This window comes from Dongia sp. (assembly GCF_041910485.1).
Taxonomy (GTDB): domain Bacteria; phylum Pseudomonadota; class Alphaproteobacteria; order Dongiales; family Dongiaceae; genus Dongia.
This window is the reverse complement of the sequence record NZ_JAYRQR010000043.1, coordinates 1-24,254: the sequence shown is the minus strand read 5'-3', so window position 1 is coordinate 24,254 and position 24,254 is coordinate 1. Positions and strand designations below refer to the sequence as shown.

The window sequence follows — 24,254 nt, the reverse complement described above, 5'->3', positions numbered from 1 at the left end:
GTCAGCCGAAAAGGTCGAGCCGGTTCTTGAGGCGCAAGAGCCGCAGGGAACCGAGAGTGACGGCAGCGAGCAGGATGACGCCCTGGAACAATGGCTGCCACAAGGGATCGAAATCGAAGACGAAGAGAAGATCGCCGATGGTCCGGAGCACGAAGGCGCCGAAGATGGCACCAATCGCACTGCCCGACCCGCCGAACAGCGAGACGCCGCCGATCACCACCGCCGCAATCGAATTCAGCGTATAGGAGCCGCCGATCGAGGCAGAGGCCTCGCCTGAATAAGTGACGAAGGTCAGTATCAGACCGCCTGCCGCCGACAGCAGGCCGGAGACGACATAGGCGGTGAGGCGCGCGCGGTCGATGGCGACGCCCGACATGTAGGCCGCGGCCTCGGCCGAACCGATCGCATAGATGGCACGTCCCACTTCGGAGCGGCGCAGCGGCACCCAGACCAGCAGCACCAGCGCGAGAAGAACGAGGAGCGATGTCGGTATCGGAACCGGTCCCAGCATCGGCCATTGTCCGGTCAGGAAGTCGGCGATATCGGCATTGACATCGCCGCCCGGAACCGGCCGCAGCCACAGGGCGATGCCATAGAACATGGCGCCGGTGGCAAGCGTGGTGACGATCGGCTGCAGGCGTCCATAGATGACGATGATGCCGTTGAGCGCGCCGCACAGCGCACCGGCCAACAGCACGCCCGCCATGCCGAGAATGGCCTCGCCGGTCGAACCCACAACGATGGTCGACGCCAGGCAATTGGCCAGCACGAACACCATGCCGACCGACAGATCGATACCGGCGGTGAGCACCACCAGCGTTTGCGCCATGGCGACAAGGGCCAGCAGCACGCCCTTGTTGGCGGCGGTCATCACCACCATGCCGCTGAAGCCGGCGCTGTGATTGCCGGTATAGACGCCGAACATGATGACGAAGACGAGGACCGCGAGCAGCGTGCCCTTATGTTCGGAAAGCCAATAGCGGAAATCACCCAAGCTGCCGCCCTCCGCTGTCGTTCATCGCCTCGGCGCCGAGGCTGAAGGCGCTGCTCACCAGCGCATGTTCCGTGATCTCGTCGCCCGCAAGTTCGCGCACGACGGTCCCATCATACATCACCAACACCCGATCGCAGCAGCCGATCAGCTCGTCATAATCGGTCGAATAGAACAGGATGGTCGCCCCCGCATCGGCCAATTGCCGCAACAGCAGATAAATTTCCTGCTTGGTGCCGACGTCGATGCCGCGCGTGGGATCGTTGAGGAGGATGATCTTCGGCCCGATCATCAGCCATTTGGCGATGACCACCTTCTGCTGGTTGCCGCCCGAAAGGGCCCCCACCGGAATATCGACATTGGCGGCCTTGATGGCGAGGAGCTTCATCATCCGCTCGATTGCCTCGCTCTCGCGCTGCCGGTCGATGATACCGGCCTTGGACAGCGTCCCCAGCGCCGACAAGGTCAGATTGTCCCTGACCGACATCGGCAGCATGAGGCCCTCGGTCTTGCGATCCTCGGGGATGAGGGCCATGCCGACATCCGGGCCCGACGCGGCACGCGGTCCGCGCGGCCGGTGCGGCACGCCGTTCACCTTGATCTCGCCGCTGACACCGCGCAGCACGCCGAACAGGGCCAGCAGCAATTCGCGCTGCCCCTGCCCGTCAAGACCGCCCAGCCCGACGATCTCGCCTTGGCGCGCCGCAAAGGAAATGTCCTGCAGGCGCTGGTTCCAGGCGAGGTCGCGGACCTCCAGTGCCGGCGCTTTTTCTTCCCGTGCCGCCGGCTTGGGTGGAAAGACGTGTGAATATTCGCGCCCGATCATCATCTCGACCACGTCGTTGCGCGATTTGGTCCCTTGCGCATAGCTCGCCACATAGCGACCGTTGCGGAAGACCGAGCAATCGTCGGCGAGTTCCTCGATCTCCTGCATGCGGTGCGAAATATAAAGGAGGGCGAGCCCCTCGCTGCGCAGCCGCTTCAGCACGGCGAACACTTTGGCGACATCGCCAGCCGTCAGGGCCGAGGTCGCCTCGTCGAGGATGAGAATGCGGGGTTTGCGCCCCAGCGCCTTGGCGATTTCCACCATCTGCCGGCGCGACAGGGGCAGGTCCTTCACCAGGGCCAGCGGATGGATGTCCTCGGCACCGGCCCGCGCCAGCGCTTCCTCGGCAAAGCGGCGCTGCGCCTTGCGGTCGATGAGACCGAAGCGCTTGGGCGGCCGGGCGATGGCGATATTGTCGGCGACCGACAGGTCGGGGACGAGGGAGAGTTCCTGGAAAATGCAGACGATGCCCGCTTCGTTGGCGGCCTTGGGCGAGGCGAAACGAATCTCGGCACCGTCGAGCTGCATGGTGCCGGCATCGGGCTGGACGACGCCCGACATGATCTTGATGAGGGTCGATTTGCCGGCGCCGTTCTCGCCGAGGACCGCATGGATGCGGCCGGCACCGACGGTCAGCTGCGCATTCTCCAGCGCGCGCACGCCACCATAGCTCTTGGCGATCTGGCGCATCTCGAAAAGGGGGATGGACTGATCCATACGCGTGGGGTTCCCGGCGAAAAGGGCCGCCACCCGGCCCAAGCGGACCGAGCGGCGGCTGGCATGCGAGGCGTCAGCGGATCACTGATCCCCTTCCGACTGGCCCATGATTTCCTGCGCCGTGAAATTGATGCCGCAGGTCGGGAACGAGTTGCCGACAAAGAAATTGTCGGACTGGTCGGCGTAGAAATTCTCGCCGTCCTTGAAGTTCGGGTCCTCCGTCGTGGCAAGCGGCAGACGTACCGATTGCGGAACGACTTCGCCTTCCAGCGCCGCGATGGCGGTCTTGATGGCAACGGCCACCTGGGCCGGACCCGTACCACCCGAGGCGCATTTCAGCCCCTCGCCCGAATGCTCGGCGCAAAGCTTGCGGAAACCGTTTTCGGTTTCGCCGCCGACCGGCACGAAGGCATGGCCCGCATCCATCAGCGCGCGCACGGTGCCGGTCGAACCGCCCTGCACGGTGACGCCGTCGAACTTCTTGTGAACGGCAACCGCATCGGCCGTCACCTTCTGCGCCGTGCCGTCGTCCCACTTGCCGACGACTTCGACGGTTTCGAAAGGCTTGCCCGAGGCTTTCAGCACTTCCTGGACGCCGTCATGGCGATCGCGGTCGACCGAGGTCCCCTCGACGCCACGCACTTCCAGGATCTTGCCGCCGTTGGGGATGTTGGCGACGAGCCATTTGGCCCAATATTCGCCGAGGCCTTTCTGGTCGACATTGACGTTGATCGCCTCGTCGGTATCGAGCGTGTTGTCGAAGGCGACGAGGATGACCCCGGCCTTCTTCGCGCGCTTGATGACCGGTGTGAAGGCCGCCGGGTTCTGCGCGTTGACGACGATGGCGTCGTAGCCTGAGGCGATGAAGTTATCGACGGCCGCCAACTGCGCCGCCAGGTCTTCGCCGGTCGAGACGACCTTGAATTCCTTAAGCTTTGCCTTCACGTCCGGCTGCTCGGCATAGGCCTTGGCGGTCTTGATCATCTGGATGCGCCAGGTATTGCCGATGAAGCCGTTGGCGAGCGCGATCCGGTACGGCCCTTCCTTCTTCGGAAACTTGAAATATTTGGTATCCGCCGTCCACGGCGCGAAGCATTCCGGTTCGGCACCGGGGCCGGAAACGACTTCCTGGGCCAGCGTGGCCGTGGCGAAAGATGTGGTGAGAGCGGTCGCGGCCAGCAGCTTCAGCATATGCCGAAGGCCGGGCCGCCGAGATTTCGGCGCGAACATGTCATCCTCCCAAAGGTCATTCATGATTGAATTCCCAATCCCGGTCGGATGCTGGCGGTCCATGCCGCCTGATTTTCCTGGTCCGTACCGGCGATCCCATGCATAATGCGAAATGACAGCGCTGTCAATTGGCCCGATTGCCTGATCTTCGGGCAAGGCTCTAGTTTGCGTCTTTCGAGGACGGACCGAGTCGACACTCCAACCGTCCCGGTCGAGGGGAGGGTTCCATTCGCAAGAAACGCAGCACACTGGCGGACGTCGCCAATCTGGCGGGGGTCAGTGCCGTCACCGTCTCCCGCGCTTTGCGCCGGCCCGACATGGTTTCGGCCAAGTTGCGCGAGCGCATCGATGCGGCCGTGCGCGAGCTTGCCTATGTGCCCGATGTGGCGGCGAGCCGCCTCGCCTCCAACCGCACGCACACGATCGGCGTCATCGTCTCGTCGCTCACCAACGGCGTCTTCGCGGACTACATCAACGCGCTGCACGACAATCTACTGCCGGCGGGCTACCAGGTGCTCATCCTTTCGACCCGCTATTCGGAAGCGGAGGAAGAAAAGGCCATCGCCACCCTGCTCGGCCAGCATCCGGAAGCGATCATCATCGTCGGCGTCGATCAATCGGCCCATGCGCGACGCCTCCTTGAAAGTGCCGGCGTTCCGGTCGTCCAGACCTTCCAGCTGACCGACCAGCCGATCGACATCAATCTCGGCCTCGACCAGACGCAGGCCGCCTACGAGGCGACCAAGGCGCTCATCGCATTGAAGCACCAGCGCATCGCCGTCATTGCTTCCAGGCTCGATGCCCGTGCCCGCGCGCGCCTCGACGGCTATGCGCGCGCCATGCGCGAGGCTGGCCGCTATGACGAAAGCCTGCGCGCCACGACACCCCAGCAGACCAGCGTCCTTGCCGGCAGTCAGCTCCTCGGTGAACTGATTGACAAGAGACAGCGGCCGGACGCGGTTTTCTGCTGCGACGATCTCCTCGCCCTGGGTGCCCTGTTCGAATGTCAGCGGCGCGGCATCAAGGTGCCGGACGACATGTCGATCATCGGCTTCAACAATCTGGAGTTCACGGCCTACGCCCATCCGCCGCTCGCCACCGTGTCGACACCGCGCTATGAAATGGGGCAGATGGCGGCCGAGATCGTGCGCAGGATCATCGAATCCGGCGAACGCCCGCCAGCCGACCGCATCGATGTCGGCTTCAAGATCGAGCTGCGCGGCAGCGTGAAGCGCTGAGCGTTAAAACCCGACGGTCAGATTGACGTTGGCGAACTTGACGTCGCCGTCCTGGCCTTCGAACTCCTCTGTGCGATAGGTGAAGCCGGCATCGAGCTTCACATTGTTCGACCAGAAAAAGGCGACGCCGCCGGTCAGATCGCCGACGAAATGCTCCTTGTCCACGCTGCGGCTCTCGCGCCAGCTATTGCCGTCGAGAAAGATGTTCTGCGCGACCGCACGGCCCTGGGCGCCCACATAGACATAGAAGCCGAACGGGTCTTCCAGATAATCGGCATTGAAATAGCTGGTGCCGGACAGCGACGGACGGATGCGGCTCGGCCCGTAATCGGCTTCAAGATTGCGCCCGAAGCGCAGCATCGTGCCAACCTCGCCATAGGTCATGACATTGCCCAGCGTCACACCGGCTTCCGGAATGGCATCGACGGCAAAGCCGCCGGCGATCGGCTGGATGAAACGATACTTCCGCTCGTAGGTCAGCATGATGCCGGGCTCGTTGTGGATCTGGCGATCCCAGCCATTGGCGGTATCGACGCCGATGAACTGGTGCCAATCGTTCTGCGTCGGGCGCCCCTGCGCCGCCGGACCGACGATGCCGACCAGCAGTTCCACATTGTCGAGCCGGCGGCGGTCCGTGTCCTGGACGAAGCTCAAGCCGCCATAGGCCCAGCCGGCATAGGGCCGGTCGTCCGGGTCCGGATCCTCGGCGCCGGTATCGTCGGGCGTAAAAATGCTCTGCCCGAAGATCACCTGATAGCGCCGCGACACCTCGGCGCCGCTGCCGAACAGGCCGATGCCGGCAAGACCCGAGAAGGGCGCCGCCCACAGGCTCTCGGGCTGGACATCCGGCCCCAGATAGACGAACTCGAAACCTTGCGTGTAATAGCGGTCGGTCGGAAAGACGATCGAATCATTTTCTTCGGTCAGCGTCACGCGCCCGGAATCGTCGCCCAGGGCTGGCAACGCTGTGAAGAAAAGAATCGCGGCGGCAATCGTCGTTCTGTGCATGGCCTTGGTCGGGGATAATTGATTGGGGATAAGGGGAAAAACTCGACGGTTTCGGCAAGCCCAACCCCACAGGATCGGGCAAGTTCCGAAAAAAGCCGCGACAGACCCGGAAAGCAAGTCAAATCAATGTGTGGTGGCTGCATTCCCATGCGGCGATTCAGCCAAGGGCTTGGCGTCGAAGCCGGGATTCTTCTTGGCGAACTTCCGTACCACCACATAGAAGGCCGGCGTGAAAATGAGGCCGAAGAAGGTGACCCCGATCATCCCAAAGAAGACGGCCGTGCCCAGCGACTGGCGCATTTCAGCACCGGCACCCTTCGCCAGCACCAGCGGCAACACGCCCAGGATGAAGGCAAAGGATGTCATCAAGATCGGCCTGAGACGCGCCTGTGCCGCTTCGGTCGCTGCGGCAAACCGATCGCTTCCGTCTTCCTCCGCTTGCTTCGCGAACTCGACGATGAGGATGGCGTTCTTGGCAGCAAGGCCGATCAGCACGACGAAGCCCACCTGGGCCAGGATGTTGACCTCGATATGGCTCACCAACAGACCCGAAACCGCGGCCAGCAGGCACATCGGCACGATGAGCACGACCGAGAGCGGCAGCGACCAGCTTTCATACTGCGCCGCCAGCACCAGGAAGACGAAGACGACGGCAGCCGCAAAGACGATGAGACCCGTGTTGCCGGCCAGTTTCTGCTGATAGGCCAGCTCGGTCCATTCGAAGCCGAAACCGTCAGGCAGATTCTCGGCGGCGATCTTCTCCATCGCCGCGAGACCATAGCTCGCCGAATAGCCCGGCGCCGTGTTGCCCTGCACCTCGACCGCCGGGAAGAGATTGTAGCGCGGCACACGATAGGCGCCGGTCATGTCCTTGAAGGTGGCCACGGCGCCGAGCGGCACCATGTCGCCAGCTGCGTTGCGCGTCTTCAAATTGGCGATGTCGTGCAGGTTCTGGCGGAAAGTACCGTCGGCCTGCGCGGTGACGCGGTAGGTACGACCCAGATAGTTGAACTCGTTGACGAAAGCAGACCCGACATAGACTTCCAGCGTCTTGAACACCTGATCGGCCGAAACGCCCAGCATTTCCGCCTTGGCGCGGTCGATATCGGCATAGATCTTGGGCGTCCGCGTATTGAACAATGAGAATACGCCGACCAGCCCCTCGGTCTGATTGGCGGCATTGATCACGGCATGCATGGCATCTTCCAGCGCATGCAAGCCGCGTCCGCGCTGGTCCTGCAGCATCATCTTGTAGCCGCCGGCATTGCCGATGCCGCGCACCGGCGGCGGGGCGATGACGATGATGAAGGCGCCTTCGACGCTGGCGAGGTTCTGTTGCAATTTATGCATCATCACTTCGGCGCTGAGACCCTTGGCGGCGCGCTCGGCAAAGGGCTTCATCGGCACGAAGATCGCACCGGCATTGGGCGCGTTAGTGAAGGTGGCACCGTCGAAGCCCGCGAATTGCACGGCGTGCGCGACGCCCTCGGTTCCCATGATGATCTTGGCTGCCTGCCGCACCAGCTTGTCGGTTCGATCGAGCGAGGATCCCGGCGGCAATTGCAGCACGGTGATGAGATAGCCCTGGTCCTGCTGCGGGATGAAACCCGTGGGCGCCCGGTTGAATTGCCAGCCGGTCAAGGCGATGAGCCCGACATAGACCACCAGCATCAGGGCGGCAAGGCGCACCAGTCGCCGCGTCAAGCCGCCATAGCCGCCGGACAGACGGTCGAAGACGAAGTTGAAGCCACCGAAGAAACTGCGGATCGCGCGGGTGAGGATGTTCCCGCGCGGCGGATGATGATCGTGCGGCTTGAACAGCACCGCGCACAACGCCGGGCTCAGCGTCAGCGAGACGAAGCAGGAAATCAGCGTCGCCGTCGTGATCGTCACCGCGAACTGCCGGAAGAACTGGCCGGAAATGCCAGTGATGAAGGCCGACGGCACGAAGACCGCCGCCAGCACCAGGGCGATGGCGACAAGGGCGCCACCCACTTCATCCATCGTCCGCTTGGTGGCGTCGCGCGGGCTGAGGCCTAAGCGAAGATTGCGCTCGACATTCTCGACGACGACGATGGCATCGTCGACCACGATACCGACCGCCAGCACGAGGCCGAACAGCGACAGATTGTTGAGCGAATAGCCCATCGCCGCCAGCACGATGAAGGTGCCAACCAGTGAAACGGGAATGGCGACGATGGGGATGACCGAGGCGCGCCAGCTTTGCAGGAACAGGATGACGACGAAGACCACCAGGATCACCGCCTCGTAGATCGTCTTGATCACCTCATGGACGGATTCGGCGATGAACTCGGTCGGGTTGTAGACGATGCTGTGCGTGAGACCCGTGGGAAAAGCCGCCGCCAGCCGGTCCATCGTCTTGATCACCGTCTCCGCGGTGGCAAGCGCGTTGGAGCCTGGCCGCTGGAAGATGAGCAGCGCCACCGCCTGATGATCGTCGAGATAGGAGTTGGTGCCGTAATCGAGCGCGCCGATCTCGACGCTGCCGATATCGCGGATGCGCGTGATGGCGCCGTTGGGTTCCGACTTCACCACGATATTGCCGAACTGGCGCGGGTCGGAAAGGCGTCCCAGCGTTTCGATGCTGAGCTGGAAGGCGCCGGGCACCGGCACCGGCGGCTGGTTGAGCACACCGGCCGCCACCTGGACATTCTGGTTCTGCAGCGCCGTCACCACCTCGCTGGCGGTGAGGTTGCGCGCCGCGATTTTCTCCGGGTCCAGCCAGACGCGCATGGAATAGTCGCGGGCGCCGAAGATACGCACGTCGCCAACACCGTCGAGGCGCGCCAGCACATCCTTGATCTGCAAGGTCGCATAGTTCGACATGTAAAGCTGGTCGCGCGACCTGTCGGGCGAAGTCAGGTGGATGACCATCATCAGGTCCGGCGAATTCTTGCGCACCGTGACGCCGATGCGCCGCACTTCCTCAGGCAGGCGCGGTTCGGCGGCCGAGACGCGGTTCTGCACCAGCACCTGCGCAATATCGAGATTGGTGCCGAGCTTGAAGGTGACGGTCAGCACCAGATTGCCGTCGCCGGTTGCCTGGGACGACATATAGAGCATGTTCTCGACGCCGTTCACCTCCTGCTCCAGCGGTGTCGCCACCGTGTTCGAGATGACTTCGGCCGAGGCGCCGGGATAGGTCGCGCGCACCTCGATCGTCGGCGGCGCGATTTCGGGATATTGCGCGACCGGCAGCGCCACATAGGCGACGGCCCCCACCAGCGTGATGAAGACCGACAGCACCGTTGCGAAAATCGGCCGGTCGATGAAGAAGTGCGAGAAGCGCATGGCCGGCGCCCCTTACGGCTCTGGCCGGGCTTTGATCTCGCCCGGGGCGGGCGTCACCTTGGCGCCGGGCCGGGCGCGCAGCAATCCGTCGATGATGATGTCTTCATCGCCGGTCAATCCCTCGCGCACGATGCGCAAGCCTTCGACCAGCGGTCCGGGCCGGATCACCGCCGGCTTCACCACGCCCTCGGCACCGACCGTGAAGACGATCTTCTGCGATTGGTCGGAGAGGATCGCCTCGTCGGGGATCATGATCGCCTGATAGGGCTCGGAGCCGGGGATGCGGATGCGGCCGAACTGACCCGGCGTGATGAGAAGATCGGGGTTCGGAAAGACGGCGCGGGCGCGAATGATGCCGGTGGTGCGGTCGACCTGGTTGTTGACGAAGTCCAGCCGGCCCTTGAGCGGCCAATCCGACTCGTCAACCAGATGCGCGGAGACCTCGATTCCGTCATCGCGGGTGGAGCCCAGCTTGCCGCTCGCCGCCGCGCGTTGATAGGCCAGGAAATCGGCCTCGCTCATGTCGAAATTGAAGTGGATCGGATCGAGCGAGACGATGGTGGTAAGCCGCGTCGTACTGCCGCTCTCGCCGCCGGTCACCAGATTGCCGATACTCACCTCATGGTCGCCGATGCGCCCGGCGAGGGGTGCCTTCACCTGGGTGAAGCTGAGATTGAGCTTGGCAGAAGCGATGGCCGCGTTCGCCACTTCGGCATCGGACGAGGCCGACAGCATTTCCTGCAGGCGTTGATCGTAGGTGCTTTGCGAGACGAAGTCGCTTTTCTTCAACTGATCTGCGCGCGCCAATTGCTGCTTGGCGAGGTCGACGCGGGCCTTCGCGGAATTGAGCGCCGCCTGCGCCGAAGTCAGCGAAATTTCAAACGGGCGCGGGTCGATGACGAACAGCAGATCGTCCTGTTTGACGATCTGGCCGTCGGTGAAGTGAATCGATTCCAGATAGCCGCTGACCCGGGCGCGAATATCGACCTCGTCCACGGCCGCGAACTGACCGGTGAACTCGTCCCACTCGGTGATTTCCTTCCGCAGCGGCTTCGCTACCGTGACCGCGGGTGGTGTTGCCGGGGCGGCGGCCGTTGCGGCGCTTGCCGTGACGCTGCCCTGATAATGCTGGAAATACCAATAGCCACCGGCAAAGACGACGGCACCGACCAGAAACATGCCGACCAACCAGCGCGCGTGATGCTGGCGCGGCGGGTGGGGATGGGGCGCGGGTGGAGTCGGCGCCTCGCTTACCGGGTTGGGTGCATCGCCTGGATCAGACATCCGGTCCCCCGCCATCGCTATCGATGGGACCATCATTTCAGGCAGCAGGGCACACCGTCAATGCACTGCAGCAAGAAAGATCCAAGACCACAAATTGGATACGGGTACTGACGTCAGTAAGCACCGAGATAGTCGGGCTTGCCGAGCTCCACGCCCTTGTGGCGCAGGATGTCGTAGGCCGTGGTGACATGGAAGTAGAAGTTCGGCAGGACGAAATTGAATAGATAGTCCGCGCCGACAAAATGCTTCTCGCCGCTGCGCAGCTTCATCGTCACCTGGCGCGTGTCGGCGCCGTCGAGCTGCGCCTCCGTGATCGATTGCAGGAAGGCGACCGTCTTCTCGATCCGCGCCTGCAAGTCGGCGAAAGTCGTTTCCGTATCGGCGAAGCTGGGATTCTCGATGCCGGCAAGCCGCGCGCCGCAGCCCTTGGCGCTGTCCGAAGCCAGCTGGACCTGCCGCGCCAGATTGTACATGTCGGGGGCAAGGCTCGCCTCGATGAGCGCGCTTGCCGGAAGCCCCTTGGCGGCGGCATAGGCCTCGCCCTTGGTGAGAAGATGCGAAAGGTTCTTCAGGCCCCGCACCAGCACCGGGATCGACGCGCGATAAATCGACAGGCTCATGATCGGACTGCTTTCAATGTTGAATTGGAGGATCGGCTAAGAATCGGCGAGGATCAGGCGAGGGAATTTCCCTCAAGCCGCCTATATTTCCAGGACCACGCGACCGAGAAAGGGAAACGCCTCCATGTAACGATGGGCGGCGACGAACTCGGTGAAGGGGAACTTGCGTGAAATGATCGGCCGCAGCAGGCCCTTCGCGGTCATCTCGTTGATCTCCGTCAAGGCTGCCGCCACCGCCGGCCGGTTGGGCTCGATACCGAGCTCGGCATGCCCCGTGAAATCGTTGAGGGAGAAGCGATGGAACTGCAGATGCTTGCGAAATGCCGCCCAGGCCGGAAAGGCCGCCCCATTGCCGCCGTCGAGACCATAGAGGATCAGCTTGCCGCAGGGTGCCGCAACATCGCCCAGAAGCGCCATCTGATTGCCGCCGCACCCGTCGACCACGACCTCGACCCCCTTGGTATGGGTGAAGCTGCCGACGGCCAGCGACAGATCCTGCTCCTCGGTGAGGACGACCTTGTCGGCACCGAGTTTAAGCAGCAGATCGTGCGGCTCGGCATTCTTCGTCGCGGCGACGACATGGGCCCCGAGCGCCTTGGCCATCTGCACCATGGCGCCGCCGATGCAGCGCCCAGCTTCCGTCACAAGCACATTCTGGCCGGATTTGAGATGAGCAAGATTGGCCAGCGCGAAATAAGCCGAGAGGAGCGGTGTGTAATGGACGCACGCCTCGGCCGCCGTGAAGGCATTGCTGGCGGGATAGGTCGTCACCGCCTCGCGCGGCATGACGACATGATCGCCATAGGCGGGATAGCGGTTGGGCGTGTGCGCCTTGAAGGTCGCCACCCTGGCGCCTATCTCAAGGTCCCCCACCCCTTCGCCGACCTCGGTCACAATGCCAGCGACTTCCGATCCGATGCCGGCCGGCAGCACCGCCGGCTCCGACGCCAGATTCTGGCGCCACAGGACATCTTCCCAACTGACGCCGATCGCCTCAGACCGGATGAGAATCTCGCCCGGCCCCGGTTTCGGCGTCGGCACATCTTCCATCTGCAGGACGTCTGCTTCACCGAATTGGTGGAAGCGGATCATTCGCGACATATTCAAACCTCGATCAGGTCGAAGCCGGCGTCTCGCCAGGCCCCGGCACTATGATGCAGCCCATATCTAATGCGGACAGAGAGCCATAACTATTCATCGCGGTCGATAGTGGTCATGCCCGATTCTGATAACAATATTGGCAGAACCGCGCCGGACAGCCATTATGCCGCAGCGCAAAGTATGACAATCCCATGAACCGAAACGATCTTCGGCGCATCGACTTCAATCTGCTGGTGGTCTTTGAAACGCTGATGCACGAGCGCAGCGTGACCAAAACCGCCGAGAAACTGTTCCTGGGCCAGCCCGCGATCAGCGCGGCGCTGGTGCGTCTGCGCACCCTTTTCAATGACGAGCTCTTCGTCCGGACCGGCCGCACGATGGAGCCGACGGCGCGCGCCTTCGAGATCTTCGCCATGCTGACCCCGGCGCTCGATTCGATCTCGACGGCCCTCAGCGCCTCGCAGGATTTCGACCCGGCCACCGCCACCAATGTGTTCCGCATCGGCCTTTCCGACGATGTCGAGTTCGCCCTGCTGCCGCAATTCCTGCGCCGCATCCGCACCGAGGCACCGGGCGTCGTCCTGGTGGTGCGGCGGGTCAATTATCTGCTCGCCCCCGGCATGTTGTCCTCCGGCGAGATATCGGTCGCCGTCTCCTATCTCGACGAGTTGCCGGCCAATGCCAAGAAGAAGGCGGTGCGCCGCGTGCGCGGCAAGCTGCTGCGTGCCGATACGGCGCCGGGCCGCCTGACGCTCGATGAATATTGCGCCAGGCCCCACGCCATCGTTTCCTTCGCCGGCGATCTCAATGGCTATGTCGATGACGCCTTGGCGAAGATCGGGCGGTCGCGGAAGGTCGTGCTGGCCGTCCCGCAGTTCAACGGTCTCGGCGCGTTGATTGCGGGCACCGATATCCTTACGACCGTTCCGGACTATGCCGCCCAACACCTTGCTTCCTTTGGCGGATTGCGGGTCGAGGATCATCCCGTCGAGCTGCCGGGCGGCAGCCTGTCGATGGCCTGGCGCGGTGCCCAGGACAATGATCCGGCTGAAAAATGGCTGCGTTCGCGCATCGCCATGTTCGTCGGCGATGAGGAATTGTCGGCCTGAGCCAACGCTTTCCTGATCCCATCACTTCCATCGATATTCATCTTCACCCCGTTCTATTCGCGCCCGCAGCAACCGTTCCGCACATTGCCCCGATATTGGAATCTGTCCGTCGGAGCATCAGGTCATGCAATTCCCTTCGAAGTCCGGTTACGTTGTGGTGGGTCTGTTGGCGGCCCTCGCCCTGGCCGCCTGCGACAAGCCGCAGGCGAGCATCCAGGAACGCCCCCTGCCCCAGGTCAGCGTGGCCGCCGTCATCGAACACCCGGTCAATGAATGGGAAGAGGTGACCGGGCGCCTGGAGGCGCCTGAATCGGTTGTCATCCGCGCCCGAGTCTCGGGCTATATCGACCGCATCGCCTTTGAAGAAGGGGCGATGGTGAAGAAGGGCGATCTCCTGGTGCAGATCGACCCTCGTCCCTTCGCGGCGGAAGTAAAGCGGCTCGAGGCACAACTCGCCCAGGCCCGCGCCAATCTCGACCGGGCCCAGAACGAAGCCAAGCGTGGCGAGGCGCTGCGGGCCGGCAAGGTCATCGGCGCGGAAGAAGCCGATGCCCGCAACAGCACGGCGGCGGAAGCTCGCGCGATCGTCGGCGCCACCCAGGCGCAGCTCGATATCGCCCGACTCAACCTTGGCTTTACCGAAGTGCGTTCGCCGATCGACGGGCGCGTCAGCCGTGCCGAGCTCACCATCGGCAATCTGGTGCGCGCCGATGACAGCCGCCTGACCAGCGTCGTCTCGACCGACAAGGTCTATGCCTATTTCGATATCGATGAGAGCGTCTACCTGAAGTATGAGGATCTGACGCGCAGTGGTGCCATCGCCGAGGCCACACCGGTTCTTATGGGCCTCAGCAACGAAGACGGCCATCCGCATGAAGGCCGGCTCGACTTTCTCGACAATCAGGTGAACCCCAAGACCGGCACGATGCGCGGCCGCGCCGTCTTCGACAACAAAGACGGCATCTATACGCCGGGCCTCTATGTGCGCCTGAAGCTGGTCGGTTCCGCCAACTACGTCGCCAGCCTCATCGACGATGCCGCCATCGGTACGGACCTCGGCAAGAAGTTCGTCCTCGTCCTCGACAAGGACAACAAGGTCGCCTACCGCAGCATCGAAGTGGGCCCGAAGATGGACGGCCTGCGCATCGTGCGCAGCGGGTTGAAGGGCGGCGAGAAGATCGTCGTCAACGGCCTGCAGCGCGTGCGGCCCGGCATGCCGGTCCAAGCGCAGGATGTCGAGATGGCGGACGAGAAGACTCTCTCCACCTTCGGCACGGCCGCGGGTGACAGCCAGGCCGCTGCCGCGAACTGAGGAATTTCTCCCATGAACTTCTCGCAATTCTTCATCCAGCGGCCGATCTTTGCGGCAGTGCTGTCACTGATCATCCTGATCGGCGGCGCCATCTCGCTGTTCCAGCTGCCGATCAGCGAATATCCGGAAGTGGTGCCGCCCACCGTCGTCGTGCGCGCCCAGTTCCCCGGCGCCAACCCGAAGGTGATCGGCGAAACCGTCGCGGCCCCGCTCGAGCAGGCCATCAACGGTGTCGAGAACATGCTCTACATGTCCTCGCAATCGACCGCCGACGGCAAGATGACGCTGACCGTTACCCTGGCCCTCGGGACCGATCTCGACACCGCGCAGGTGCAGGTGCAGAACCGCGTGACCCGCACCTTGCCCAAGCTACCGGAGGAAGTGCAGCGCATCGGCATCACGGTCGACAAGGCTTCGCCCGATCTCACCATGGTCGTGCACCTGCTGTCACCGGACAACCGCTATGACATGCTCTATCTGTCGAACTACGCGCTCCTCAATGTGAAGGACGAGCTCTCGCGCCTCGACGGTGTCGGCGACGTGCAACTCTTCGGCCTTGGTGAATATTCGCTGCGCGTCTGGCTCGACCCGAACAAGGTCGCGACGCGCGGCCTCACTGCGACCGATGTGGTGCGCGCCATCCGCGAACAAAACCGCCAGGTGGCCGCCGGCCAGCTCGGCGCACCGCCCTCGCCCACCGATACCTCGTTCCAGCTGTCGATCAACACGCAAGGGCGCCTCGTCACCGAGGAAGAGTTCGAGAACATCGTCATCCATGTCGGCGAGAATGGCGAGATCACGCGTCTGCGCGACATCGCCCGCGTCGAGCTGGGCTCGAATCAGTACGCGCTGCGCTCGCTCCTCAACAACAAGCCGGCGATCGCCATCCCGGTCTTCCAGCGTCCCGGCTCCAACGCCATCGCCTTGTCCGATGCCGTCCGCGCCAAGATGGCGGAGTTGAAGCAGAAGTTCCCGGAAGGTGTGGACTATTCGATCGTCTACGATCCCACCATCTTCGTGCGCGGCTCGATCGAGGCGGTCGTCCACACCCTCCTTGAAGCCATCGCCCTGGTCGTGCTGGTCGTCGTGCTGTTCCTGCAGACCTGGCGCGCCTCGATCATTCCGCTGGCGGCCGTGCCGGTGTCGCTCATCGGCACCTTCGCGGTGATGCACTTCTTCGGCTTCTCCCTCAACGCCTTGTCGCTGTTCGGGCTGGTGCTGGCGATCGGCATCGTCGTCGATGACGCCATCGTCGTCGTCGAGAATGTCGAACGCAACATCGAGCTGGGGCTAAAGCCCGTCGAGGCGACCAAGCGCGCCATGAGGGAAGTGACCGGCCCGATCATCGCCACCGCCCTGGTGCTGTGCGCGGTCTTCGTGCCGACGGCCTTCATCTCCGGCCTTACCGGCCAGTTCTACCGGCAGTTCGCGCTGACCATCGCCATCTCAACGGTGATTTCGGCCTTCAACTCGCTGACCCTCTCGCCCGCTCTGTCGGCCTTCCTCCTGAAGGCGCATGGCGAGAAGAAGGACGGCTTCTCGCGCCTCCTCGACTTCATCTTCGGGCGCTGGCTGTTCCGGCCCTTCAACTATGTGTTCGAGAAGATGAGCTTCGGCTATGTCGGCGTGGTGCGCCGCGTGCTGCGCGGCTCGGCCGTCGCCCTCTTCGTCTACGTGGGTCTTGTGGCAGCAGGCTGGACCGGCTTTGCCAACACGCCGACCGGCTTCGTGCCGCAGCAGGACAAGCAATATCTGGTGGCTTTCGCCCAGCTGCCGGATGCCGCCAGCCTCGACCGCACCGAATCGGTGATCAAGAAGATGTCGGACATCGCCCTCAAATATCCGGGCGTGCTCGACACCGTGGCCTTCCCCGGCCTTTCGATCAACGGCTTCACCAACAGCCCCAACAGCGGCATCGTCTTCGTCTCGCTGAAGCCGTTCGAGGAACGGCGCGATCCCTCGCTCTCGGCCGGTGCCATCGCCGGTGCCTTGAACGGCGAGTTCGCGTCGATCCAGGACGCCTTCATCGCCATCTTCCCGCCGCCTCCGGTGCAGGGCTTGGGGACCATCGGCGGCTTCCGCGTACAGATCGAGGACCGCGCACAGCTGGGCTATGAGGAGCTTTATAAGGAGACGCAGAATATCCTGGCAAAGGCGCGGGAAGTGCCGGAGCTTGCCGGTCTCTTCTCTTCCTACCAGATCAACGTGCCGCAGATCGATGCCGACATCGACCGTGAAAAGGCGAAGACGCATGGTGTCGCCATCAGCGATATCTTCGACACGTTGCAGGCCTATCTGGGCTCGCTCTATGTCAACGACTTCAACCGCTTCGGCCGGACCTTCCAGGTCAACGTCCAGGCCGATCAGCAGTACCGGCTGGAGCCGGAACAGATCGGCCAGTTGAAGGTGCGCAACGACGAAGGCGAGATGGTGCCGCTGTCGACTTTCGTGAAGGTCAAGGATGCCGCCGGTCCCGACCGCGTCAGCCACTATAACGGCTTCGCCACCGCCGAGATCAACGGCGCGCCGGCACCCGGCTTCTCGTCAGGCCAGGCGCAGGCAGCGATGGAGAAGCTGCTGGCGCAGGAACTGCCCAACGGCATGACCTATGAATGGACGGAGCTCACCTACCAGCAGATCCTCGCCGGCAACACCGCCCTCTTCGTGTTCCCGCTCTGCGTGCTGCTTGCCTTCCTGGTGTTGGCGGCGCAGTACGAAAGCTGGGGCCTGCCGCTGGCGGTGATCCTGATCGTGCCGATGACCCTGGTCTCGGCCATCGCCGGTGTCATCTGGACGGGTGGCGACAACAATATCTTCACCCAGATCGGCCTCATCGTGCTGGTGGGTTTGGCGTGCAAGAACGCCATCCTCATCGTCGAGTTCGCCAAGGACAAGCAGCAGGAAGGCATGGATCGCCTGGCGGCTGTTTTGGAAGCTTGCAAACTGCGACTGCGGCCGATCCTGATGACGTCGATCGCGTTCATCATGGGTGTCGTGCCGCTGGTCACGTCGACCGGTGCCGGTGCCGAGATGCGTCACGCGATGGGTGTCGCCGTCTTCTCCGGCATGCTTGGCGTCACCTTCTTCGGCCTGCTGCTGACGCCGGTCTTCTACTCGCTGATCCGAAAGATCGGCGAGTGGCGCCGGCCGCACGTCGTCACGCATCAGCCGGCGGAGTGAAGGTTGGCAGGCATCATCGCTTAGCCCCCACCCCGCCCTCCCCCTGAAGGGAGAGGGTTCCTGAGCGAGTTCGATCGTTCAAGCGAGAACTAGAGCCCCTCTCCCTTCAGGGGGAGGGGTTGGGGTGGTGGTTCTCAGCGTGCAGGCATCACCAACACGTATACCCACCATCGACCACGACGACGCTGCCGGTCATGAGGCTCGCCGCATCGCCGGCGAGGAAGAGGACGACCGAGGCGATCTCCTCGACCTCGCCAAGACGCGCCATCGGCGTGCCGCCGATCCAGGCATCGTACATGGCGGGCTTCGATTTCACGAAGGCATTCAAAGGCGTGTTGATATAGGTGGGTGCCACGGCATTCACCCGGATGCCGCGCGTCCCCCATTCGGCCGCCAGCGACTTGGTGAGGTGATGCACGCCCGCCTTGGACGCATTGTAGAAGGCCTGCTCCTGGGGCTTGTTGACGATGAAGCCGGACATGGAGCCGATATTGATGATGTTGCCCGACTTCGCCTTCAGCATGTGATTGCCGAAAGCGCGGCAGCACCAGAAGGTGCCATTGAGATTGACGTCGATGACATTGAGCCAATGTTCGTCGGTGACGGTTTCGGCCGGGGTTTCCGAACGGGCGATGCCGGCATTGTTGACCAGGATGTCGACCTTGCCGAACTTCTTCACCATATCATCGGCCACCTTGTTGACCTGATCGGTCTTGGTGACGTCCATCGCGACCACATCGACATCATAGCCCTTGGCCTTCATCGCCGCCTGGCCTTCGGCCGCCACCTTCATGTCATGATCGGCGATGATCACCTTGGCGCCGGCTTCGGCGAGAGCCTCGACGCAGGCGAGGCCGATGGCACGGCCACCGCCGGTCACCAGGGCCACGCGATTGTCGAGTTTGAATTTGTTGAGGTACATAATGCTTCTCTCTGATGCTAACGGAGCTGGCCGCGCGGGGCTCAGCTCATCCAATTGCCGCCATCGACGTTGAGCGTCTGGGCGACGACATAGTCCGCGTCGGCCGAGGCAAGGAACACGGCGGCGCCGGTATGGTCCTCCGGTCTTCCCATGCGGCCGAACGGCACGGCTTCCCCGACAAGCCGCTTCTTTTCACCGAGCGGTCTCTGTTCATATTTCGCGAACAAGGCATCGACCTCGGCCCACATGGGCGTGTCGACCACGCCGGGCGCGATGCCGTTCACGTTGATCCGGTGCTTGATGAGGTCGAGCCCCGTCGATTGGGTGAGGCTGATGACCGCGGCCTTGGTGGCGCAATAGGCGGATACCAAGGCTTCGCCGCGCCGGCCGGCCTGGCTTGCCATGTTGATGATCTTGCCACCCTGCCCTTGCGCGATCATCTGCTTCGCCACGGCCTGCAACGTGAAGAAGAGGCCCTTCACATTGACGGCGAAGAGGAGGTCCCAGCTCTTTTCCGTGACCTCGACGATGGGCGCCAAGTCGAAGACGGCGGCATTGTTGACCAGGATGTCGATCCGCCCCGCCTTGGCGACGACACTCGTGACCATCGCATCGATGGAGTCCCGCTTGGTCACATCGAGCGTCACAAAGAAGGCCTTCGGCCCCAGCTTCCGTGCCAGCGCCTCGCCGTCATCGCGCGCGAGATCGGCGATGGCGACGGTGGCTCCTTCGGCGACATAGGCTTCGACCATCGCGGCACCGATCCCGCGGGCACCACCCGTCACGACGGCGACTTTGCCGGCAAGCTTCATCAGCGGATCGCCTTTCCATCGGCATCGAAGCGGTGGAGGCGCTGCGCATCGGGGACGAGACCGACATTGTCGCCGACCTTGACCGGCGTCTCGCCGGGGCAGCGGGCGGTGAGCGTGCCGATCTCCGGCACGTCGACATAAAGGAAAGTATCGGCGCCGAGATGTTCCGCGACCGCCACCGTGCCGACCCAGCCCTGGCCCTGCTTGTTGACGGCAAGATGTTCCGGACGGATGCCGATGGTCTTGGCGCCCTTCTCTTCCGCCAGACGACCGGCGATGAAGTTCATCTTGGGCGAGCCGATGAAGCCGGCCACGAAGAGATTGTTCGGGCGTTCATAGAGTTCGAGCGGGGAACCGGATTGTTCGATCTTGCCGGCACTCAAGACCACGATCTGGTCGGCCATCGTCATGGCTTCGACCTGATCGTGCGTCACATAGATCGCCGTGGTGCCCAATTGGCGTTGGAGCCGTGTCAGTTCCAGGCGCATCTGCACGCGCAAGGCCGCATCGAGATTGGAGAGCGGTTCGTCGAACAGGAACGCCTTGGGCTCGCGCACGATGGCGCGGCCGATGGCGACGCGCTGGCGCTGGCCACCGGATAGCTCGCGGGGCTTCCTCTCCAGATAATTGGTGAGATTGAGAATCGCCGCCGCCGCCTCGACCTTGCGGTCGATCTCAGCCTGGGGTTGGCCCGCCATCTTGAGGCCGAACGCAATGTTGCCGCGCACCGACATATGCGGATAGAGCGCGTAGGATTGGAACACCATCGAGAGGCCGCGCTTTGCCGGCGGCACGTCGACGACATTGGTGCCGTCGATCATGATGGCGCCGCCGGACACATCCTCGAGCCCCGCGATCATGCGCAACAATGTGGTCTTGCCGCAGCCCGAGGGACCGACGAAGACGACGAAGGATCCGTCTTTGATTTCCAGGTCGGCGCCCTTGATGATGTCATGGGCGCCGAAGGATTTGCGGACCCCTTGAAGGGTGATGCTGCCCATGTCAGTTCCCCGTCGATTCTATTTTCATTTCACGGCACCGAAGGTGAGGCCGCGCACCAGTTGCTTCTGACTGAACCAGCCGAGGATCAGGATCGGCGCAATGGCAAGCGTCGAGGCCGCCGAGAGCTTGGCCCAGAAGAGCCCTTCCGGGCTGGAATAGGAAGCGATGAAGGTGGTGAGCGGCGCCGCTTCCGACGTCGTCAAATTCAAGGTCCAGAAGGCCTCGTTCCAGGCCAGGATGAAATTGAGGAGCAGGGTCGAGGCGAGCCCCGGGATTGCCATCGGGGTCAGCACATAGATCAGTTCCTTGGCCGTGGTGGCGCCATCCATGCGCGCGGCCTCAAGGATGTCCTTGGGAATCTCCTTGAAATAGGTGAACAGCATCCAGATGACGATCGGCAGATTGCCGAGACAGAGGATGAAGACGAGACCGGCTCGCGAATCGAGGAGTCCGAAATCGCGGAAGATGAGATAGACCGGCACCAGCACGCCCACCGATGGCATCATCTTGGTGGAGAGCATCCAGAGCAGGATGTCCTTCGTCCGATGGCTGGGCGCGAAGGCCATCGACCAGGCAGCGGGAATGGCGATGAGAAGGGCGATCAAGGTCGAGCCGCCAGCGATGATGATCGAGTTCATCGCGTGATGCAGATAGTCGCTGCGTTCCTGCACGATGCCGTAATTCTCGGTCGTCCTGTCGAAAAACAGGAAACTGGGCGGCATGGCGAAGGCTTCAAGCTCGGTCTTGAAGCTTGCCAGCACCATCCACAGGATCGGGAAAAAGATGATGAAGCCGACCGCCCAGGCGGCGATGGTGTTGGCGATCTTGCGGCCCTGGGTAACGCGCTGTGCCATCGTCATGCCTCCAGATTGTGGCCGACGATGCGGACCAGGAAGAAGGCGACGATATTGGCGAGCATCACGGCGATGAGACCGCCGGCCGAGGCGCCGCCCACGTCATATTGCAGCAGCGCCTTTGAATAGATGAGGAAGGCGAGGTTCGTGGTCTGCGTGCCGGGACCGCCGCCGGTGGTGACGAAGATCTCGGCAAAGACGGTGAGGAGGAAGATCGTTTCGATGAGGATGACCACCGTGATCGGGCGCGCGAGATGCGGCAGCGTGATGTAGAAGAAGACCGACAAGGGGCCCGCCCCGTCCATCAAGGCTGCTTCCTTCTGTTCCTCGTCGAGGGATTGGAGTGCTGTGAGGAGAATGAGCGCCGCGAAAGGGAGCCATTGCCAGGCGACGATCAGAATGACCGAGAAGAGCGGCATGTCGGTGAACCAGTCGATGGGCGTCAACCCGACCAGGCCGAAGAGCCACGCGAAGAGCCCCGAGACCGGGTGCATCAGCAAATTCTTCCACACCAGCGCGCTCACCGTCGGCATGACGAAGAAGGGGGCGATCACCATCAGGCGCACGATCCCCTGCCCGAACATGTCCTGGTCGAGCAGCAGGGCGATGAGGGTGCCGAGCACGATGGTAATGGCCAGCACCGAGCCCACCAGCACGAGCGTGTTGCGGACCGAGGCGAGGAAAGCGGGGTCGGTCACGAAGTAATAGAAATTCTCGAACCAGACGAAGGTCTCCATGCCCGGGTTCAAGAGATTGTAGTTGAGCGTCGAGAAATAGATCGTCATCGCGAGGGGGACGATCATCCAGAAAAGCAGCAGGGCCACGGCCGGCGAGAGCAGCAGGCGGGCAACGGTCTTGGTCTGTTGCGTGGCCATCGAGACCTCCGGTGGCGCCGTCCGAATGGCGACGCGCGGGAAAGGACGACGCGGAAGAAAAGGTCGGGTGGCGGCCGGAACAGGGAGTGTCCGGCCGCCACCCGAGAGGGCTTGGGCTTACTTGATGTAACCGGCGCGGGTCATTTCACGCTCGACCGCGGACTGGGCGGCGGCAAGCGCGTCATCGACGCTCATGCTGCCGGCAAGGGCCGCCGAGAATTGCTGGCCGACCGTGGTGCCGAGGCCCTGGAATTCAGGGATGGCGGCGTACTGGACGCCGACATAGGGCACCGGCTTCACCGTCGGATGATCGGGATCGGCCGAGTTGATCGAGTCGATCGTCGGTTTCGCGAAGGGTGCGGCCTTGAGATATTCCGGGTTCTCATAGAGCGAGGTGCGGGTCCCCGGGGGCACGTTGGCCCAGCCTTCCTTCGAGGCGACGAGTTCGGTGTAGCCCTTGCTGGTGGCCCAGGCGACGAACTTCTCGGCCGCTTCGACCTTCTGCGAACCGGCGGGAACCGCGAGGCTCCAGGCCCAGAGCCAGTTGGCGTTCTTGCCCAGGCCCTTGTTGGGGGCGAGCGCGAAGCCGACCTTGTCCGCGACCTTGGAATCCTTCGGGTTGGTCACGAAGGAAGCGGCGACCGTGGCGTCAATCCACATGCCGCACTTGCCGGCGTTGAACAAAGCGAGGTTCTCGTTGAAGCCGTTGGAGCTGGCGCCCGGAGGGCCGGCTTCCTTCATGAGGTCCACATAGGTCGTGAGCGTGTCCTTCCATTCGGCGCTGTCGAACTGCGGATGCCACTTTTCATCGAACCAGCGGGCACCGAACGAATTCGACATGGCGGTCAAGAAGGCCATGTTCTCGCCCCAGCCGGCCTTGCCGCGCAGACAGATGCCGTAGGTCTCGGTCGATTTGTCGGTCATCTTCTTGGCCGCATCGACGATGAAATCCCAGGTGGGCGCATCGGGCATCTTCAGCCCCGCCTTCTCCATGAGGTCGGTGCGGTACATGACCATCGAGCTTTCGCCGTAGAACGGCGCCGCATAGAGCTTGCCGTCGTAGGACAAGGCCGCGCGGATTTTGGGGAGGAGATCGTCGACGTCGTAATCGGCGCCCAGATTGTCGAGCGGCACCAGCCATTCCTTGGCGGCCCAGATCGGCACTTCATAGGTGCCGATGGTGAGGACGTCGAACTGACCGCCCTTGGTGGCGATGTCGGTCGTCACCTTCTGGCGCAGCACGTTCTCTTCCAAGGTCACCCACTTCACCGCGATGTCGGGGTTGGCCTTGGTGAATTCCTCGGTGAGGCCCTGCATGCGGATCATGTCGCCATTGTTGACGGTGGCGATGGTCAGGGTCGTTTCGGCAAAGGCGGTGCTGGTAGCAAAGATCGATGCGGCCCCCAAGAGGCCGACCACAAGCTTGTTCATTGTTTTCCTCCCAGAGCCTATCGTGAGCATATGCTCCGATATTGAGCATACGCTCACATCAGGTGGGATTTGAGTCAATGCAGATTCGATTCTGCGTTGCAGCAAGGGAATGGTGGCTGGCGCGCGCACCTTGGCTTGCGCCGACACCCCCCGCTCGCTTCGCGCCCCCTCTCCCCAACCCTCCCCCACGTTGGGGGGAGGGAGTCCGAGCGAGTTGATTGTGGCGGTCGCGACAGGCTCGCTCTAGTCCCCTCTCCCCTACGTGGGAGAGGGTTAGGGAGAGGGGGTAAGCGACGGCCCTCACCAACTTCTCTCTTCTCTTCACTCTCCCCATCCGGACCCGCTCGGGCAGCTTTGGCAGCCGTGACGTTGCCGGCTGTGACGTGGATGGCTTCCTGCCATCCAGGAGGGGAACCCGGTCACCGCATCG

General features: G+C 63.0%; 18 protein-coding genes. 4 read left to right on the top strand and 14 right to left on the bottom strand.

All coding sequences use genetic code 11. The annotated features are described in order from the left end of the window. Position 1 precedes the first annotated feature (1 nt). The 3 genes from ACE3PP_RS13665 to ACE3PP_RS13655 all read right to left on the bottom strand — a co-directional run bounded on the left by ACE3PP_RS13665 (position 2) and on the right by ACE3PP_RS13655 (position 3,788). The gene (locus ACE3PP_RS13665; protein ID WP_374383191.1) at positions 2-994 is read right to left on the bottom strand and encodes an ABC transporter permease; all 993 of its coding nucleotides are present in this window, start codon (positions 992-994) and stop codon (positions 2-4) included. Further along, the gene (locus ACE3PP_RS13660) at positions 987-2,534 is read right to left on the bottom strand and encodes a sugar ABC transporter ATP-binding protein (RefSeq protein WP_374383189.1); all 1,548 of its coding nucleotides are present in this window, start codon (positions 2,532-2,534) and stop codon (positions 987-989) included. The genes ACE3PP_RS13665 and ACE3PP_RS13660 overlap by 8 nt, the downstream gene beginning before the upstream one ends. Positions 2,535-2,615: 81 nt before the next feature. Further along, positions 2,616-3,788, bottom strand: a complete 1,173-nt coding sequence (locus ACE3PP_RS13655; protein WP_374383187.1) for a sugar ABC transporter substrate-binding protein — start codon at positions 3,786-3,788, stop codon at positions 2,616-2,618. 203 nt (positions 3,789-3,991) lie between these two features. Here ACE3PP_RS13655 and ACE3PP_RS13650 point away from each other — a divergent pair, with 203 nt between their 5' ends. Then, complete coding sequence (locus tag ACE3PP_RS13650) at positions 3,992-5,002, top strand: LacI family DNA-binding transcriptional regulator (RefSeq protein WP_374383215.1); 1,011 nt, start codon at positions 3,992-3,994, stop codon at positions 5,000-5,002. A gap of 3 nt (positions 5,003-5,005) precedes the next feature. Here ACE3PP_RS13650 and ACE3PP_RS13645 read toward each other — a convergent pair whose 3' ends face one another. The 5 genes from ACE3PP_RS13645 to ACE3PP_RS13625 form a co-directional block, all read right to left on the bottom strand. Then, positions 5,006-6,010, bottom strand: a complete 1,005-nt coding sequence (locus tag ACE3PP_RS13645; RefSeq protein WP_374383185.1) for a lipid A deacylase LpxR family protein — start codon at positions 6,008-6,010, stop codon at positions 5,006-5,008. A 123-nt stretch (positions 6,011-6,133) separates the two neighbouring features. After that, entirely contained in the window at positions 6,134-9,322 is a 3,189-nt protein-coding gene (locus ACE3PP_RS13640) for an efflux RND transporter permease subunit (RefSeq protein ID WP_374383183.1), read from the bottom strand. Positions 9,323-9,334: 12 nt separating this feature from the next. After that, positions 9,335-10,606, bottom strand: coding sequence for an efflux RND transporter periplasmic adaptor subunit (locus tag ACE3PP_RS13635; RefSeq protein ID WP_374383181.1), 1,272 nt, complete (start codon positions 10,604-10,606; stop codon positions 9,335-9,337). Between the two features lie 113 nt (positions 10,607-10,719). Then, complete coding sequence (locus ACE3PP_RS13630; RefSeq protein ID WP_374383179.1) at positions 10,720-11,226, bottom strand: DUF1993 family protein; 507 nt, start codon at positions 11,224-11,226, stop codon at positions 10,720-10,722. A gap of 81 nt (positions 11,227-11,307) precedes the next feature. Beyond that, on the bottom strand, positions 11,308-12,327 hold the full coding sequence (locus ACE3PP_RS13625) for a zinc-dependent alcohol dehydrogenase family protein (protein ID WP_374383177.1): 1,020 nt from the start codon (positions 12,325-12,327) through the stop codon (positions 11,308-11,310). A gap of 191 nt (positions 12,328-12,518) precedes the next feature. Here ACE3PP_RS13625 and ACE3PP_RS13620 point away from each other — a divergent pair, with 191 nt between their 5' ends. From ACE3PP_RS13620 to ACE3PP_RS13610, 3 genes are all read left to right on the top strand, one after another. Then, on the top strand, positions 12,519-13,436 hold the full coding sequence (locus ACE3PP_RS13620) for a LysR family transcriptional regulator (RefSeq protein WP_374383175.1): 918 nt from the start codon (positions 12,519-12,521) through the stop codon (positions 13,434-13,436). A 124-nt stretch (positions 13,437-13,560) separates the two neighbouring features. Further along, positions 13,561-14,748 carry an efflux RND transporter periplasmic adaptor subunit gene (locus ACE3PP_RS13615; RefSeq protein ID WP_374383173.1) on the top strand — a complete coding sequence of 396 codons (1,188 nt, stop codon included), beginning with the start codon at positions 13,561-13,563 and terminating at the stop codon, positions 14,746-14,748. Between the two features lie 12 nt (positions 14,749-14,760). Beyond that, positions 14,761-17,928, top strand: a complete 3,168-nt coding sequence (locus ACE3PP_RS13610; protein ID WP_374383171.1) for an efflux RND transporter permease subunit — start codon at positions 14,761-14,763, stop codon at positions 17,926-17,928. Between the two features lie 148 nt (positions 17,929-18,076). On the opposite strand, the gene ACE3PP_RS13605 is transcribed toward ACE3PP_RS13610, so the two are convergent. From ACE3PP_RS13605 to ACE3PP_RS13580, 6 genes are all read right to left on the bottom strand, one after another. After that, positions 18,077-18,850, bottom strand: a complete 774-nt coding sequence (locus tag ACE3PP_RS13605; RefSeq protein WP_374383169.1) for an SDR family NAD(P)-dependent oxidoreductase — start codon at positions 18,848-18,850, stop codon at positions 18,077-18,079. A gap of 41 nt (positions 18,851-18,891) precedes the next feature. Beyond that, complete coding sequence (locus ACE3PP_RS13600) at positions 18,892-19,662, bottom strand: L-iditol 2-dehydrogenase (protein ID WP_374383166.1); 771 nt, start codon at positions 19,660-19,662, stop codon at positions 18,892-18,894. Beyond that, a complete protein-coding gene (locus tag ACE3PP_RS13595; RefSeq protein WP_374383164.1) occupies positions 19,662-20,663 on the bottom strand; it encodes an ABC transporter ATP-binding protein in 1,002 nt (333 codons plus the stop codon). The genes ACE3PP_RS13600 and ACE3PP_RS13595 overlap by 1 nt, the downstream gene beginning before the upstream one ends. A 24-nt stretch (positions 20,664-20,687) precedes the next feature. Next, positions 20,688-21,518: a carbohydrate ABC transporter permease gene (locus ACE3PP_RS13590; protein ID WP_374383162.1), complete on the bottom strand. Its 831-nt coding sequence runs from the start codon at positions 21,516-21,518 to the stop codon at positions 20,688-20,690. A 2-nt stretch (positions 21,519-21,520) separates the two neighbouring features. Next, the gene (locus ACE3PP_RS13585; RefSeq protein ID WP_374383160.1) at positions 21,521-22,393 is read right to left on the bottom strand and encodes a carbohydrate ABC transporter permease; all 873 of its coding nucleotides are present in this window, start codon (positions 22,391-22,393) and stop codon (positions 21,521-21,523) included. 117 nt (positions 22,394-22,510) lie between these two features. Continuing rightward, positions 22,511-23,824: a sugar ABC transporter substrate-binding protein gene (locus ACE3PP_RS13580; protein WP_374383158.1), complete on the bottom strand. Its 1,314-nt coding sequence runs from the start codon at positions 23,822-23,824 to the stop codon at positions 22,511-22,513. Positions 23,825-24,254: the final 430 nt, after the last annotated feature.

Coding starts and splice junctions, on each gene's coding strand:
- ACE3PP_RS13660 (WP_374383189.1), bottom strand. CDS start 2,534: ATGGATCAGTCCATCCCCCTTTTCGAGATGCGCCAGATCGCCAAGAGC.
- ACE3PP_RS13655 (WP_374383187.1), bottom strand. CDS start 3,788: ATGAATGACCTTTGGGAGGATGACATGTTCGCGCCGAAATCTCGGCGG.
- ACE3PP_RS13645 (WP_374383185.1), bottom strand. CDS start 6,010: ATGCACAGAACGACGATTGCCGCCGCGATTCTTTTCTTCACAGCGTTG.
- ACE3PP_RS13640 (WP_374383183.1), bottom strand. CDS start 9,322: ATGCGCTTCTCGCACTTCTTCATCGACCGGCCGATTTTCGCAACGGTG.
- ACE3PP_RS13635 (WP_374383181.1), bottom strand. CDS start 10,606: ATGTCTGATCCAGGCGATGCACCCAACCCGGTAAGCGAGGCGCCGACT.
- ACE3PP_RS13630 (WP_374383179.1), bottom strand. CDS start 11,226: ATGAGCCTGTCGATTTATCGCGCGTCGATCCCGGTGCTGGTGCGGGGC.
- ACE3PP_RS13625 (WP_374383177.1), bottom strand. CDS start 12,327: ATGTCGCGAATGATCCGCTTCCACCAATTCGGTGAAGCAGACGTCCTG.
- ACE3PP_RS13620 (WP_374383175.1), top strand. CDS start 12,519: ATGAACCGAAACGATCTTCGGCGCATCGACTTCAATCTGCTGGTGGTC.
- ACE3PP_RS13615 (WP_374383173.1), top strand. CDS start 13,561: ATGCAATTCCCTTCGAAGTCCGGTTACGTTGTGGTGGGTCTGTTGGCG.
- ACE3PP_RS13610 (WP_374383171.1), top strand. CDS start 14,761: ATGAACTTCTCGCAATTCTTCATCCAGCGGCCGATCTTTGCGGCAGTG.
- ACE3PP_RS13605 (WP_374383169.1), bottom strand. CDS start 18,850: ATGTACCTCAACAAATTCAAACTCGACAATCGCGTGGCCCTGGTGACC.
- ACE3PP_RS13600 (WP_374383166.1), bottom strand. CDS start 19,662: ATGAAGCTTGCCGGCAAAGTCGCCGTCGTGACGGGTGGTGCCCGCGGG.
- ACE3PP_RS13595 (WP_374383164.1), bottom strand. CDS start 20,663: ATGGGCAGCATCACCCTTCAAGGGGTCCGCAAATCCTTCGGCGCCCAT.
- ACE3PP_RS13590 (WP_374383162.1), bottom strand. CDS start 21,518: ATGGCACAGCGCGTTACCCAGGGCCGCAAGATCGCCAACACCATCGCC.
- ACE3PP_RS13585 (WP_374383160.1), bottom strand. CDS start 22,393: ATGGCCACGCAACAGACCAAGACCGTTGCCCGCCTGCTGCTCTCGCCG.
- ACE3PP_RS13580 (WP_374383158.1), bottom strand. CDS start 23,824: ATGAACAAGCTTGTGGTCGGCCTCTTGGGGGCCGCATCGATCTTTGCT.